The organism is Exiguobacterium sp. SH5S13, assembly GCF_004337085.1.
GTDB classification, from domain to species: Bacteria; Bacillota; Bacilli; order Exiguobacteriales; family Exiguobacteriaceae; genus Exiguobacterium; species Exiguobacterium aurantiacum_A.
Window position 1 is genome coordinate 37,692 of sequence record NZ_SJUS01000005.1, and the last position, 14,127, is coordinate 51,818.

General features: G+C 45.4%; 10 protein-coding genes and 1 CRISPR repeat array (1 of these 11 cut by a window edge). Of the genes, 1 reads left to right on the top strand and 9 read right to left on the bottom strand.

The features are described 5' to 3' along the window. Window positions 1-4,063: direct repeats of the CRISPR family, unit length 32 nt; unit sequence ATTTCAATCCACGCACTCACATGGAGTGCGAT; it begins 133 nt to the left of the window's first position. A 180-nt stretch (window positions 4,064-4,243) separates the two neighbouring features. From cas2 to EVJ30_RS04565, 9 genes are all read right to left on the bottom strand, one after another. Further along, on the bottom strand, window positions 4,244-4,534 hold the full coding sequence (gene cas2, locus EVJ30_RS04525) for a CRISPR-associated endonuclease Cas2 (RefSeq protein ID WP_131468152.1): 291 nt from the start codon (window positions 4,532-4,534) through the stop codon (window positions 4,244-4,246). Window positions 4,535-4,543: 9 nt separating this feature from the next. After that, complete coding sequence (gene cas1c, locus EVJ30_RS04530; protein ID WP_131468154.1) at window positions 4,544-5,575, bottom strand: type I-C CRISPR-associated endonuclease Cas1c; 1,032 nt, start codon at window positions 5,573-5,575, stop codon at window positions 4,544-4,546. Next, the gene (gene cas4 / locus EVJ30_RS04535; protein WP_071398949.1) at window positions 5,572-6,231 is read right to left on the bottom strand and encodes a CRISPR-associated protein Cas4; all 660 of its coding nucleotides are present in this window, start codon (window positions 6,229-6,231) and stop codon (window positions 5,572-5,574) included. Before cas4 ends, cas1c begins: the two co-directional genes overlap by 4 nt. Next, the gene (gene cas7c / locus EVJ30_RS04540) at window positions 6,221-7,075 is read right to left on the bottom strand and encodes a type I-C CRISPR-associated protein Cas7/Csd2 (protein WP_071398950.1); all 855 of its coding nucleotides are present in this window, start codon (window positions 7,073-7,075) and stop codon (window positions 6,221-6,223) included. Before cas7c ends, cas4 begins: the two co-directional genes overlap by 11 nt. Continuing rightward, window positions 7,072-8,946, bottom strand: coding sequence for a type I-C CRISPR-associated protein Cas8c/Csd1 (gene cas8c / locus EVJ30_RS04545; protein ID WP_131468156.1), 1,875 nt, complete (start codon window positions 8,944-8,946; stop codon window positions 7,072-7,074). Before cas8c ends, cas7c begins: the two co-directional genes overlap by 4 nt. Window positions 8,947-8,958: 12 nt before the next feature. After that, entirely contained in the window at window positions 8,959-9,657 is a 699-nt protein-coding gene (gene cas5c, locus EVJ30_RS04550; protein WP_070329072.1) for a type I-C CRISPR-associated protein Cas5c, read from the bottom strand. A gap of 15 nt (window positions 9,658-9,672) precedes the next feature. Continuing rightward, a complete protein-coding gene (gene cas3, locus EVJ30_RS04555) occupies window positions 9,673-12,015 on the bottom strand; it encodes a CRISPR-associated helicase Cas3' (RefSeq protein ID WP_131468158.1) in 2,343 nt (780 codons plus the stop codon). A 138-nt stretch (window positions 12,016-12,153) separates the two neighbouring features. Next, window positions 12,154-12,798: a plasmid pRiA4b ORF-3 family protein gene (locus EVJ30_RS04560; protein ID WP_131458946.1), complete on the bottom strand. Its 645-nt coding sequence runs from the start codon at window positions 12,796-12,798 to the stop codon at window positions 12,154-12,156. A 14-nt stretch (window positions 12,799-12,812) separates the two neighbouring features. Beyond that, the gene (locus EVJ30_RS04565) at window positions 12,813-13,262 is read right to left on the bottom strand and encodes a hypothetical protein (protein WP_131468160.1); all 450 of its coding nucleotides are present in this window, start codon (window positions 13,260-13,262) and stop codon (window positions 12,813-12,815) included. Window positions 13,263-13,395: 133 nt separating this feature from the next. Between EVJ30_RS04565 and EVJ30_RS04570 the strand changes: the two genes are divergently transcribed. After that, window positions 13,396-14,013, top strand: coding sequence for a glucosaminidase domain-containing protein (locus EVJ30_RS04570; protein WP_131458949.1), 618 nt, complete (start codon window positions 13,396-13,398; stop codon window positions 14,011-14,013). Window positions 14,014-14,127 lie beyond the last annotated feature (114 nt).

Below are 14,127 nucleotides of genomic sequence, written 5' to 3' on the forward strand. Positions count from 1 at the left end.
TTCAATCCACGCACTCACATGGAGTGCGATCGGGACTTCATAAACAAGCGTTTCCCATTCCGCATTTCAATCCACGCACTCACATGGAGTGCGATCCTGCCTAATCTGTTATGAAAGGGAGATGCAATGAATTTCAATCCACGCACTCACATGGAGTGCGATGTGACGCTTCGTGATTGTTACGACGGTGTCTCGCTATAGATTTCAATCCACGCACTCACATGGAGTGCGATAGCAACAGCCGTATTGTAATAAAACGCAATGGCAATTTCAATCCACGCACTCACATGGAGTGCGATCGTGGGACGCAGGAGCTTGCCGAATACGGGCAGATTTCAATCCACGCACTCACATGGAGTGCGATTACAAAAACGCGAAGCAATACAACATCATAAAAATTTCAATCCACGCACTCACATGGAGTGCGATTACAAAAACGCGAAGCAATACAACATCATAAAAATTTCAATCCACGCACTCACATGGAGTGCGATTGACACTCATTGTTATTGCTCAGATGACTGTGTTATTTCAATCCACGCACTCACATGGAGTGCGATCGTAACTCGTTGCTACGGTTTGAACGTGATATGCGATTTCAATCCACGCACTCACATGGAGTGCGATCGTGAGTATAACTTAAAACGTATCGAAAATAAAATTTCAATCCACGCACTCACATGGAGTGCGATTTCTGATAGAGCCTTTAAAGGCTTTGAGTCATGATTTCAATCCACGCACTCACATGGAGTGCGATGCCTCTGTCTCGTGCGAGAACTCGCGGAGATGGAAATTTCAATCCACGCACTCACATGGAGTGCGTGGATTGTTTCGACGCGTTAGGAGGTGAGGGGGAGTATTTCAATCCACGCACTCACATGGAGTGCGATCAGGGAGAGGAGGTGATGACAATGACGAAAGACATTTCAATCCACGCACTCACATGGAGTGCGATATGGTTGTCCATCTCAGACTGTATTCCTGAGGTATTTCAATCCACGCACTCACATGGAGTGCGATCCACTATCAGCAAACAATTTCAACGCGTTCGATTTATTTCAATCCACGCACTCACATGGAGTGCGATGGCGTCATATGCCGCTCGGAGGTCAGCTTCCGTATTTCAATCCACGCACTCACATGGAGTGCGATAGATGGGCGCGAAGGTGCTCGAAGCAATCGACAAATTTCAATCCACGCACTCACATGGAGTGCGATATGTCGCCACATCGTCATAAGGTGCTTCGATCGGATTTCAATCCACGCACTCACATGGAGTGCGATCACATCACAGCAAGGGGGTCATCATTTGGCAGACATTTCAATCCACGCACTCACATGGAGTGCGATTGAAACCGCTCATTCGTCTTCGTGTTGCCGTCATAATTTCAATCCACGCACTCACATGGAGTGCGATCGAGGTAAGCGACTGCTTGCGGTGTGCGGATAACATTTCAATCCACGCACTCACATGGAGTGCGATTCAAACCTTCGCGCAGATTGCTATCAAGCACTTGTCATTTCAATCCACGCACTCACATGGAGTGCGATTCGACTGTGACTTCATCAATCGTCGCGCTGCCCATATTTCAATCCACGCACTCACATGGAGTGCGATCAAGCCGCTCGCGTTGCAAGGATGGCTCGTGCAAATTTCAATCCACGCACTCACATGGAGTGCGATATTTGAGCAACCATCGAATCACATTCGAATTACATTTCAATCCACGCACTCACATGGAGTGCGATCGCTCACCAAGCTCATTAATGATGTACGGGATATTTCAATCCACGCACTCACATGGAGTGCGATCGCGGTATCGAAACGGCGTTGCTCGCAGAAGCGGATTTCAATCCACGCACTCACATGGAGTGCGATGGTGTCTGGAATCCTTTGATTGCCACATCTGAGGCGCGGATTTCAATCCACGCACTCACATGGAGTGCGATGACGGGTTCATGGACTTGTTGGACGACGAGATGGAATTTCAATCCACGCACTCACATGGAGTGCGATTCCGCATCATAGTTGTAAGCGATCGGGATACCGGAATTTCAATCCACGCACTCACATGGAGTGCGATACCGTTGTTTTTAGCGTTCGGGTCGAACCCGAAATTTCAATCCACGCACTCACATGGAGTGCGATTGAGAAGATAGACGCAATGACGCAATCGCTTGAATTTCAATCCACGCACTCACATGGAGTGCGATCGGGTTACGCTCTCTCATGGCTTCCGCTTCCTCTATATTTCAATCCACGCACTCACATGGAGTGCGATCGTTGATGAGGTCGAGCTGTGAACCGAGATAGTCATTTCAATCCACGCACTCACATGGAGTGCGATGCGATAATCACCGGCCGATATAGCCGACACGTTATATTTCAATCCACGCACTCACATGGAGTGCGATCGAAACGCATCAATTACAACAATAACCCGATCACATTTCAATCCACGCACTCACATGGAGTGCGATATGTTTAATGTCGAACTAGTGTTAGGGATAACAGATTTCAATCCACGCACTCACATGGAGTGCGATGACCCGCTACTCCTCAAAATCCTCGTCATGATGATTTCAATCCACGCACTCACATGGAGTGCGATTTCGTTCATGCGAGCAACTCCTTCGTATCAATTTCATTTCAATCCACGCACTCACATGGAGTGCGATTGCTCACGCAAGGCGAGTTTATCGACGCGGCAGAATTTCAATCCACGCACTCACATGGAGTGCGATCGTCGAAAGAGTGCGTCGCGTTCGCTGCTAAAGATTTCAATCCACGCACTCACATGGAGTGCGATGATTGACCCGAACGCACCAGAGCGGGCCGAAGGATTTCAATCCACGCACTCACATGGAGTGCGATGAGGCGTAAGTTTGCGAGGCTATCGCGTGGCCGCTATTTCAATCCACGCACTCACATGGAGTGCGATGTACACGCAAGGTAATGTACAGACATGGCGAGACATTTCAATCCACGCACTCACATGGAGTGCGATATCCGCGACGCTGCAGATGTACACGGCGTTATCATTTCAATCCACGCACTCACATGGAGTGCGATATCAACACGGGCGACGAAGTAACACCCACATGGACATTTCAATCCACGCACTCACATGGAGTGCGATTCACGATCTGTCCAATCCCGTCGAGCGAGAATGTATTTCAATCCACGCACTCACATGGAGTGCGATCCCGAGTTCTGACAATGCCTCCTCGGCACGGGAATTTCAATCCACGCACTCACATGGAGTGCGATCTTCGCCTACCCCTTCGATCTGGCACGAGTCATGATTTCAATCCACGCACTCACATGGAGTGCGATCCTCGTCGATTTAGACTTTCGTCTGCTCCAAATCATTTCAATCCACGCACTCACATGGAGTGCGATGTTTGCCGGACTCCCAAGGCCGCCAGTGGTCCTGATTTCAATCCACGCACTCACATGGAGTGCGATTACTTGCCCATTGCACACCTCATTTCACACTTTTCATTTCAATCCACGCACTCACATGGAGTGCGATGCGCGACCGTGAAGAGACGGGCAACGCGTTCTTAATTTCAATCCACGCACTCACATGGAGTGCGATGATGGCTGTAAAAGATGACGGTGTCACAGAATTATTTCAATCCACGCACTCACATGGAGTGCGATACGTGGCGCTTTCTCACGTCGTGCGGGATGAGTTATTTCAATCCACGCACTCACATGGAGTGCGATCGGCGGATAGGTGATACGTCTCGCCCCAGTAGCTATTTCAATCCACGCACTCACATGGAGTGCGATCTCGGCTCTTCCCGAGGTTCGTCGGCTTGATCAAATTTCAATCCACGCACTCACATGGAGTGCGATGATACTGTAATAAGGTTTGTCTTTGTCATTTTAATTTCAATCCACGCACTCACATGGAGTGCGATAATCATGGAAGATGAAACGTTACCGCCCGAAACTATTTCAATCCACGCACTCACATGGAGTGCGATTGGTACGCATCACGGATGGAGGGTTGAACATGAATATTTCAATCCACGCACTCACATGGAGTGCGATAGCCGATTTAAGCTAAAAAAACCGACTAAAATAAATGTGATAAACAATATTACCTATTTTTGTATTCCGAAGACTAGATTCGTTGATCTTTCATTCAAAAACTTTATAAAAACCAGGTGCGAACCTCTCTAGAAAATGATGTGCACTTCAAGTTCGCACTCACTGAAAACACCTTCATCTTTAAAAAATGAGAGGGCCTTCCAAATCTAAAGATTCTTTCACTCCATAATGCTCTACTTTAGATACATGTTGGTTCCCAAGTCTATAAAAACGAAGACTATCACGGTCTACGTCTACAATCTCTTGTAACCGCAATTTCAAGGTCGTAAATTCTGTCTGATCAACGATACATTCAAACACACTATTCTGAACTCGCTGACCGTACTGCTGACAAACTTTTGCTACTTGTCTAAGCCGTTTCGTGCCTCCGGGTGAGATAGTATTCACATCATATGTCACTAAAACGAGCACATGCATCCCTCACTTATGCAAGAAAGTTGGATATTCCTCTAAATCTCCACGCAAATGTCTAGCCAATAGCAAGGCTTGCGCGTAAGGTACGAGTCCCCACATCATTTTTTCTTTTAAATAAGGATGCTGAATCATCTCCTGTTTTCTCTTCTGCCATGCTGAGAGGAAGACTTTGCGCCCTTCTTCAGTCATGAGTACAGCACCATTTTCTTTTTGAACGAAATGTTTCGCTTGAATTACTTTCATATTTATTAGTGAAAGTACGAACCGATCCGCATAAATCCCTCTCAACTCTTCCATCAAGTCAAGAGCCAGCGAAATCCGTCCTGGACGTTCCCGGTGCAAAAATCCGACGTACGCATCGAGACCAACTGCTTCGAGTGCAGCGCCAGTATCGCGTGCCAACAAGCTATAGGCGAATGACAACATCGCATTCACGCGATCAAGTGGTGGTCTTCTCGAACGTCCTTTGAACACGAACTCTTCTTTCTGCTGAAGAATCATGTCATCAAAAAGTTGATTATAATGAACCGCCACTTTCCCTTCAAGACCTCGTAATCTTTCCAGATCTCCGCACTCACGAATTTCTATTAGCTTTTTCGAGAAGTATTGCGATGTTTCCTTGAAGCGTGTAACGTCAACCCGCATCGGATAGTCGCGAGTCGTCCGTTCAAGCATCCATTTTTGATTGTATACTTTTCCGAGAATAAAATTCCGAGCGAGTTTTACCGATTGAAGTTCACAGTCAGATTGTCGATACTGCGTTTTGCGTAACACGACATTACCTTTACTTTCTCCGATGACACGTGCTAAAAATCGACCGTTCTTTGTCATAAACGTTAGAGGCACATCGTTCTCGGCGCAATACCCCATCAATGCAGGACTAGCCCCGGTATATCCGAACGTAACGATTCCTTCAAGGTTATGGAGAGGCACTCGCCCTAAAACTTCGTCGTCTTTCTTTACTACTACATTCCCGCCATCAAGAGCAAGGTATGCATCCGATTGGTTCACGAATAGCGTATTCAACATCTTTTTCAATCCCGAAGTCTCCTCTCCATATACTCACTGACACTCTCTCGAACCATCAATTCTGGCAAGCAGATATTTTGGAGAGAACAACTTTTACAATGCGGTCCCGTTTTTACTTTTGGAGTATGTCGCCGCCTATAGTAGTCGTTCATTTTCTCAACGATCTCCCTAACTTCATGTTTCAAACTTTCCGATAGCAGTACCGGATGACGATGCTTCGTTTCATTGTAGTAAAGATAACCTTCGGTGATTTCACATAAAAACATCTCTTCCAGACAGATGGCTTGTGCAGCCAACTGAAGTTCGTCTTCTTTTCCCACTTTCGGTTTCCCACGCTTATACTCAACGGGAATGGGTCGATACGTACCAGGGTTTCCATACAAAGAGACCCCTGCTGGATCTTGGACAAATTCAACGATATCGCACTGGCCGCTAACGTTTAACACTTCTGACTTAATTGCCATCCCTCGCACAATTAGTTTATCTTTCCGTTTTTCACGCGCGAACGGATCGTCCGCTTTTTTGTGCAAGTGTTGCCCTTCAATGGTTCGAGAATTCTCTTCCCATTGCTGTTCGATGTGGATGAGCGCCCACTGCCTCGGACAAAATTGAAAGTGTTGAATGCCCGACAACAACAAATAGGAATCGTCTTGTTTATAATCCATCCAACACTTCAGGTTCTAAGCCATCAAGTGGAGCAATATGAATTTCATAATCCGAAAAGTCTTTTGGCTCTTCTGTCGTCGGATTTACCGAAATGGAACGGTGCACTTTCGCAGACGAATATTGTCCTAATTTCGAACTATGTTCCCACCAATACACTTTATGAACCTCCATGCTTCCTTCAGGACGAGCGGAAGAAGCATCATTTTCAAACAGTGTAACAAGAACCTGTTTTAATTTTTCTGCATCTTCTTTCGTAAAATTCGTCTTTTCAGCAAGTTGAGTATTAATGCTTCCATTCAACACATATACTCCGTGATCGACGCGGTGTTTCATTCCCATTGTGTCAGAGCCACGTTCTTTTCCACTCTCAGAGTTCACACTTTTTGTAATCTGCATACTCGTAATATCAATCGGTGCAACGCTTGTTGCCGTATGAATAGAGACAGGTCCTCGCACACCGATCGACACCCCAGATTTTTCACCTTTGAACGCGAACACTTGGCCAAATGAACGCACGTCCATCCAAGTCGCACATGCTTCTTGAGCGAACTGGTCACCCATGCCTTTTCCTTTCATCAATTTCTTCAGCTCTTCATTTCCCTCGGCACGGTCGCGTAGACTCTCGTAACTATCCGAACGACGGTCATTCGATTGTACAAAAATCGTCTCTCCCATATCTTGTAGACGGTTGCGAATTTTACGTTTGATGGCAACATCTGAAATCTCGCCGTAGCCATCATAATTTTGACGTGGACGATTTCCATTGAGCGGGTCTCCGTTCGGATTCGCTTTCGAAACAGATAACACAACAGTAAAATCGATTTTATGGTCTAGTACGTTCATGCTTCAACACTCTCCTCTTTGGATGTTTGCGTTTCTTCACGCTTCTGATACAAATCATGTCGCTGACTGTAGAAACCTAATAAGTATTTGCCAGACAAAGGCTTATTCGTAAAATCACTCGGATCGATTTGTGCCCCAACCTCGTCAATTAAACGATTGATGTACGTTAATTTTGTTCCGAGCTTAGCCTGATACGGCTGAAGTGCACTTTGAATCGTCATCCACGTCCGAGCCGGATTTTGAGAAAATGCATTCATATAACGGATTGCATTTGTGGCACGTTTTTCATTCCCTAGCGCCCGACGTTCCAAATAATCAGCAAGTGCCAATAGCCGTCCAAACAAATAATCTCGATCTGTCATGTCTTGATTCAATGCCATGTTCATCCCTTCTTTCTTGTTAATCATTCCGCAGGCAATTTGTAGCGTTTTCTCCCATTCCCAGTTTTCCATACCAATCGGATTCGATGCTCGCTGAGTCAAACTACGTCGAATATCGTCCGGTACGCCACGTCCATCTACTACACAAGGAATCAACCGCTCGACAGTTGCTTTGATTAATTTTTCATTAGCACGCGGTCCATAGGCCATTGTTGCAATATCGTTCAAAGCAGGTGCACCAATGAATACTCGTCGTTTCTTCTCGCTATCAAAGTAGGTGTACTCCCATGGATGTTCCGTATGCCATGCTTCAAGTCGACTAAAGTAGTGCTCTTGGTCAAATGAACGGTAATAAAGGATCGCCAAACGACCTGTCGTTGCCGCATCTAGTATTAAAATATTCACGGTTTGTCGAGGTAACTTTCTTTTATAACCGATTAGTGCGTCAGAAAATGCTCGTGCACCGCCCTGGTTCGTATCGAATACTTCTTTCTCCTCCACATCGTCAAACAATGCAGCAAGTGAGAAAGTCGAATCAACTGCACTTGGCATCTCCGTCGCTTGACTCCCCCAAACCAGAAAGACACGTTGATCAATCATTCTTCCTTGTCTTTGAATGAGCCATTTCAAAGCGTTATGCGCTTTTTGTGATACCTCGTAACTAATCGAGGCAGCTTCAGAAGATTTATCGAATCGACCTCGAAAAGTGAATCCGCTACTATCATTTGCAGAAATGAGTTTAGCTTTGTCTCCAGCATTCCGAATCTTATTCGCGTGTTTCGTCGACCCAACTTTTTGTTGTCCAGTAACGAAACATAAGGTGGATTCACCTGCCTGCTCGGCATAATAATCAATAAAGGATTGGTAAAACTCAGGATCTCGCCATGGCTCTTGGTTCAATTGTTCAGACGAATGGACATGAAAACGGATAAATGCCCCTTCAAGCCCCCCTGTCACAACAGAGTAAATCAAAGGTTTCTCCTCTTTCTCTTTCCACGTCCATTTCAACGTCCCATCAGTCTCTGCAAAAAGCACCTTCTCGTCCACTAAATCTTCAATGAGTCGTCCCTTTTGCAAATACGAATAGATGCTCTTCAACCGATCAAATCCATAAGAGGATTCAGACCATTTTTTCAAGTTATCAATATAAACCAGATGCGCATTATCTTTTTTATACACCCCGCCAAATGCTTCATAGTCTCCAGCCACATAAGGCAATTTGTCATGTAACGGATACGGTGCGACGACACTCCCTGCTCGACTAGATGAATCTTCGGTACTTGGAATCAATGTGTTTCCGTTACCCTTCTCGATCACTTCAGCCGAGTGGAATTCGCCACTTGGCGTTATGTTGACAGTTATGTGCGCTGTTTGCGTCGTATGAGAAATCGGGAGTAACGTGAACGTCTTGCCTTCCCAACGACTTTCTGGCTTACCTACTTCATCAAGATGTTGATTATACGTCTCGTATAGTTGTTGCCACACGCTCATACATTCACCCTCCTATAGTTGTTCATACAACAACTCTGCTGACTCAATATCCTCTTCTATAAATGTTTTCGCCTGCATTTTTTTAATTGGTTGGACGAGTGAACAGTCTTCTGGTCTTGTGAATGTGATCACCCCGTCTTTCATCACTGGTTGCCACAAGCGAACGGCAAGTTCATCGACACCCGTCTCATCTGGATAATTGAAGCCATGCACCATTGTCCCAAAGTGAAGATCAACTCCGTCATAGAAGCCTTCTCCTTCATCAAACTCGATGGGCTCCACGTAGGCTTGACACTCTCTCGCCCCGAGGAAGATGTCTCTACGACCCCCGGCTTCAAGCGAGCGTTTTAAAATGGCATAGTGTTTTCCTTCATTTCGATCAAACGCCAAGTCCGGGCGATGTGAATTAAACTCAAAATGAGCTCGAACGTGATAGCACACATCGCGCAAGTACGTGTAGTGTGCTAAAGAGTTCCCACCGCCGTACTCAATTGGACGCATCCCTTTCGATTCCATCTTGATCGGATTCATGATTCGAATCGCATCGACGACCATGACAATTGTCGGTTTCCAATAAATCGATTCGACAATTCCTTTGATAGCTTGATACGTCGGAATTTGATACGACATTTTCTCTCCGCCCAGTTTAGTCAGTGGATCCGTAAACAAGGCATAATTTCCGTAAACTTTAAACTCAATCGAATTTCGCATAATACTCTCCTTTCATCACATAAATAGACCTTGCATCTCAGAATCTTGCGAAAGATTTAAACCGTACTGTTCATCGTATGCCGATGGTTGGAGCACGAGCAATCTTCCTTCAAGTAGAGAAACAAGTCCTCCACTCCGTTCAAGTATTTGTCTTTCATGGTTATAAATGCTGATTGTGTATTGTTGAGACTCTTTTAACCACTTCCGCGCATCATCCCAGTTGACGTCACCATTCAACAGTGCAATCAACTCTTTTCCTTTGTCTCCATAAGGTACGAGTACGTCATCTGTCAGTTGCTCAATCACGTGAAAGTTGTCAGCCACGGTTCGATGACGAGCGACCAATAGTAGTGGCGTGTCACTCACTTGATGTTGATTCGCATTTCCTTTGAATAGCATAGGCGCAAGCGTTTCAGCCGAACCTTTTACTGGGTAATCTAAATCAACTTCACGGAGCTGATAAAATTCTTGAAAATATCGCTTCATCGCAAGCGGGGATAGTAACTCTCCACCATAAGCGTTTGGATCTCGCTCTAGATCGACAACAAGCCGCTTTACAATTTCCTGTCCTTTTGCGATATCCGTTAATTTAGAGACATTTTCCTCAATGTGATTGATCAAGTAGACCGTTTGCCTTTCTACTTCACCATGTCGATTACAACGTCCGGCCGCCTGCGCGATTGAATCAAGTCCTGCGAACGAACGAATGACACACTGAAAACTAACGTCAACTCCTGCTTCAATCAGCTGGGTGCTAATACAAATCACTCGCTTGCCCTGATCGAGTCGGCCATTGATTTCTTTCAAAATGCACTTTCGGTGAGCGGCACACATCGATGTGCTCAAGTGATACACTTCGTCTTCAGAAAACGATTGTTTCAATGATTCATAAAGCTTACGGACAACCGTTTTTGTATTTAAAATGATGAGAACGCTTTGATTGATGGCGGCCTTGTCTTGCACGAATGAACCGAGTCGCTCCGTATCAAAGTCGTCTGAAACAACTTCAATCTCTGTTCGTTTGAACGCTTCAATCACGGCCGGCAACTCGTGAATCATTTCTCCGTCACTCGTTAACCGATGTTTCACAAAATCCAGTGCCGGTTGCGTTGCCGTACATAAAATCACACTCGAACTTAGTCCGTTTTTTAAGAAGTTCAGTGATTCATTAAATAACGATACGCATTTGGTCGGAACTTTTTGAACTTCATCAAAAATCACAATTGCTTCACTTAAGTGATGAAGACGACGCGTGTTACGATTTCCTTTGGCGTAAAACGTGTTCAAGTATTGGACCATTGTCGTAAAGATAATCGGGGCATCCCAGTTGTCTTTTGCTAAATTCAATTTCGCCTGTAGATTCATCTCATCTTCCGAAGCGTCATCTAACTGAACGACGTTCGAGTGGTGCTCGACGATTTCTTCAGTTTTTAAAATCGATCGCGCGACCTGAGCGTTCTGTTCGATAATTGTCGTGAACGGGACGACGTAAATAACTCGTCGTTTATGATAGTGAACAGCATGGTGAAGGGCATATCGAAGACTCGCTAGCGTTTTCCCTCCCCCTGTCGGAATCGAGAGCGTATAAATCCCACTTGGTTGCTTAGCATGTTGCATTGCTTGCTCTGACATTTTCTGTCGTAACGCGTTAATCGGAGAAACTTTTGACGAGGTACTCAATCCTGTTATATGTTGCTCTAAGCGCTCTTTGTAGAGAAACAGATTATCTATGAGGCCCGAATCGATTTTATTTTCCTCGAACTGTCTTGTATTCGTTCGATCGGCGTCAATCAAAATACTAAAGACTAATTTTGTAAGAAATGAGGAATTTGGTACTGTAGCACCGATCCGTTTCAAATAGTTCCATAATTGTTGATTGGCAACTTCAACGTAGTCATTGAAGTCAGTTTCTGAGATAACTTCGTCAAAGAATCGATGTTTACAAACCTCATACTCTTCGAGTGTTTTCACTTCTACTCGTTGAAGAAAAGGCGAGTCCTCACCCTGGACGTAATCATGAAGATTTCCGTGATGAGAGATGATCGCATTGCTTACAATCTCACCTAATAGTTGATTTGGTGATTTCCCTTTTAACTTGTCGAATAATAAGCGACCACCGGCCGTAGCATGGTCTACTTCTCCACGCCTCACCTTCTCACCCGACACAGCTCGGCGTATGTAATCTTGAAATGTGTCGCTGTATTTCCCCATATCATGAAGTAACGCCGCAAGACCACACACTTTCGAGAGTCCAAGCGGATCTCCCCATTGCTCAGCTAAACATTTTGCATCGAGCAAATGCTGACGAACTGACTGAATCTCTCCATCTTCTATACGAACATGAGCAATAAACTCCATAACCTCATCCTTTCTTCAGCACTAAAAACATTCCATAAAGCTGGTATACGCACCTTCATTTTATTACATTATTTTACTTTAGGTGGTTACTTTTTCTTTTAAGGTACAAACAAAAAAAGCGACTTTCGCCGCTTTAAATCATTTCACTCGCTTCACCGTCACATACTCTTTCAACAAAAAGTTGATGCGATCGACTTCATACGGCTCAACTTCTTTTCCTAACTCAATCATTTCTTCATGTTGCGGATGGTTCGGATCATTTAAAATCTCTTGCAGGTGTATGTTTCCAGCCATGCCACCGATGTCCTCGAACGGCGTCTCGCCCTCCCACTCCGTCACCAACGGATGCGGGTGCGGATAATCGGCGATGACTTTCTCCAGAGTCAGTTCATGTTGCCAATCGTCCCCATAGTCGTACGTGTAGTAGAGTGTTTGATGGGACTCGATGATACTCGGGAGCTTCACGTTTTTCATGTCCCGGACCGTTACTTGCTTGAACCGTTCCAATAGGTTCGTTTCAAATTCGCTCAGCTTTGACTGAGCCTTTAAATACGCGAGACGATCTTTGTGTTCATACACTTCTTCAGGATTTAACACGAAGCGGAACGTCGGGTTACGTAAATCGTCCTCGAATTTTGCCAAATGTGAATCTTCCCACCACATGACGAGTTGAATCGCGTCATGAAGCCGTTTGAAATTCGTCTCGGCCGGGATGATGAACCGGCGCCATACAGGGGTCGGACTCCCCAGCAATTTAATCTGGAATTGATATGCTGTAAACATGTGGTACCGCCTCTCTAAATCGATTGTTCTCGAACATCTGCCCGTCTAGGTTGCTCCGGGTCAAGCAACCGAATTTGTTGCTCATAATACCACTGCACCACATACTGACCTGCGACTGCAACTATAAAAAATAAGCCGAGGAGTGGGCGACCTAATAGAACCATGACAAATAAAATCAAGCTGGGTAACACCATGAACAAAAATGTCCACATATACTGACGACTAATCAATCGCTTGACGTTCGCCTCAGGCGCCATACTCCGCGCAAACTGACTCTCCTTATAATGGAGCCATCCCGTCACAACGATAGACAAGATAACCCCAATTCCGAGCCCGATATAAAACTGTCCGATTTGATATGCGAGTATAAACGTCAAAACGAGTAATAGAGCGAGACTAATTTGAGAACGATTTCGTTTCTGTTGATGCCGTTTTAGCGCTATGGCACGTGCTTGTTTATCCATTCCCCTCACCTCAATTCTAATCTACGACACAAATTTGGATTATGTTCCCTTTTTAGCTAAAATTAATGATTGCGACTCTGAATAATATGGTATTATCTGTATAGTTTATTCAATCGAATCGGAGGATGTCTTGATGAAAAAAGTGCTCGCGTTTGGCTTAGCTATGATCTTGATTTTAACTTCATGCTTCACCTTCGAAACAGCGGTCGAGGCCGCGCCAAAGAAAGAGAATCGTGCTATTATGGGAGCATCGACTTTAACTCCTCAACAGATGGCAGACTACGTGAAAGCGAAAAATCCTAGAACCGTCCGCCTTCATGGCGTGACAGTCGAAGAGCTCGCCAAACTGTTCGTCATCATCGGCGCAAAAGAAGGCGTCCGCGGGGACGTCGCCTTTGCCCAAGCATTGAAAGAGACAGGTTACTTCCGCTACGGCGGGGACGTCCTCCCGAAGCAGCACAATTACTCAGGGATCGGCACAGTCGGTAACGGGGTCAAAGGGCATTTCTTCCGCTCACCGCACCAAGGCGTAACAGCACAGATTCAACATTTGAAAGCATATGCTTCTAAAGAAGCGTTAAACTCGACCCGCGTCGACCCGCGCTTCCATTATGTGAAACGAGGCTCTGCGACGACTTGGCCGGCCTTGCATCGTAAATGGGCGATGCAACCGTCGGGCAATTATGGGACGGACATCCTCTCGATCTATCGGGAGATGGGACGGACCCAAATCCGGGTCGCCAAAAAATGAACGAATGATCATGACTTATAGGGGTGAACGATAGTGACTTGCAATCAAGTACGGTTATTCAGCGGACTCACGCTTCTCGTAACGGGCGTCGTCTTGCTACTTAAACGCTAACAA

Bases quoted from the DNA above. Each gene is read 5' to 3' on its own strand.
- cas4 (WP_071398949.1), bottom strand. From the start codon at position 6,231: ATGGATTATAAACAAGACGATTCCTATTTGTTGTTGTCGGGCATTCAA.
- cas7c (WP_071398950.1), bottom strand. From the start codon at position 7,075: ATGAACGTACTAGACCATAAAATCGATTTTACTGTTGTGTTATCTGTT.
- cas8c (WP_131468156.1), bottom strand. From the start codon at position 8,946: ATGAGCGTGTGGCAACAACTATACGAGACGTATAATCAACATCTTGAT.
- cas5c (WP_070329072.1), bottom strand. From the start codon at position 9,657: ATGCGAAATTCGATTGAGTTTAAAGTTTACGGAAATTATGCCTTGTTT.
- cas3 (WP_131468158.1), bottom strand. From the start codon at position 12,015: ATGGAGTTTATTGCTCATGTTCGTATAGAAGATGGAGAGATTCAGTCA.
- EVJ30_RS04560 (WP_131458946.1), bottom strand. From the start codon at position 12,798: ATGTTTACAGCATATCAATTCCAGATTAAATTGCTGGGGAGTCCGACC.
- EVJ30_RS04565 (WP_131468160.1), bottom strand. From the start codon at position 13,262: ATGGATAAACAAGCACGTGCCATAGCGCTAAAACGGCATCAACAGAAA.
- EVJ30_RS04570 (WP_131458949.1), top strand. From the start codon at position 13,396: ATGAAAAAAGTGCTCGCGTTTGGCTTAGCTATGATCTTGATTTTAACT.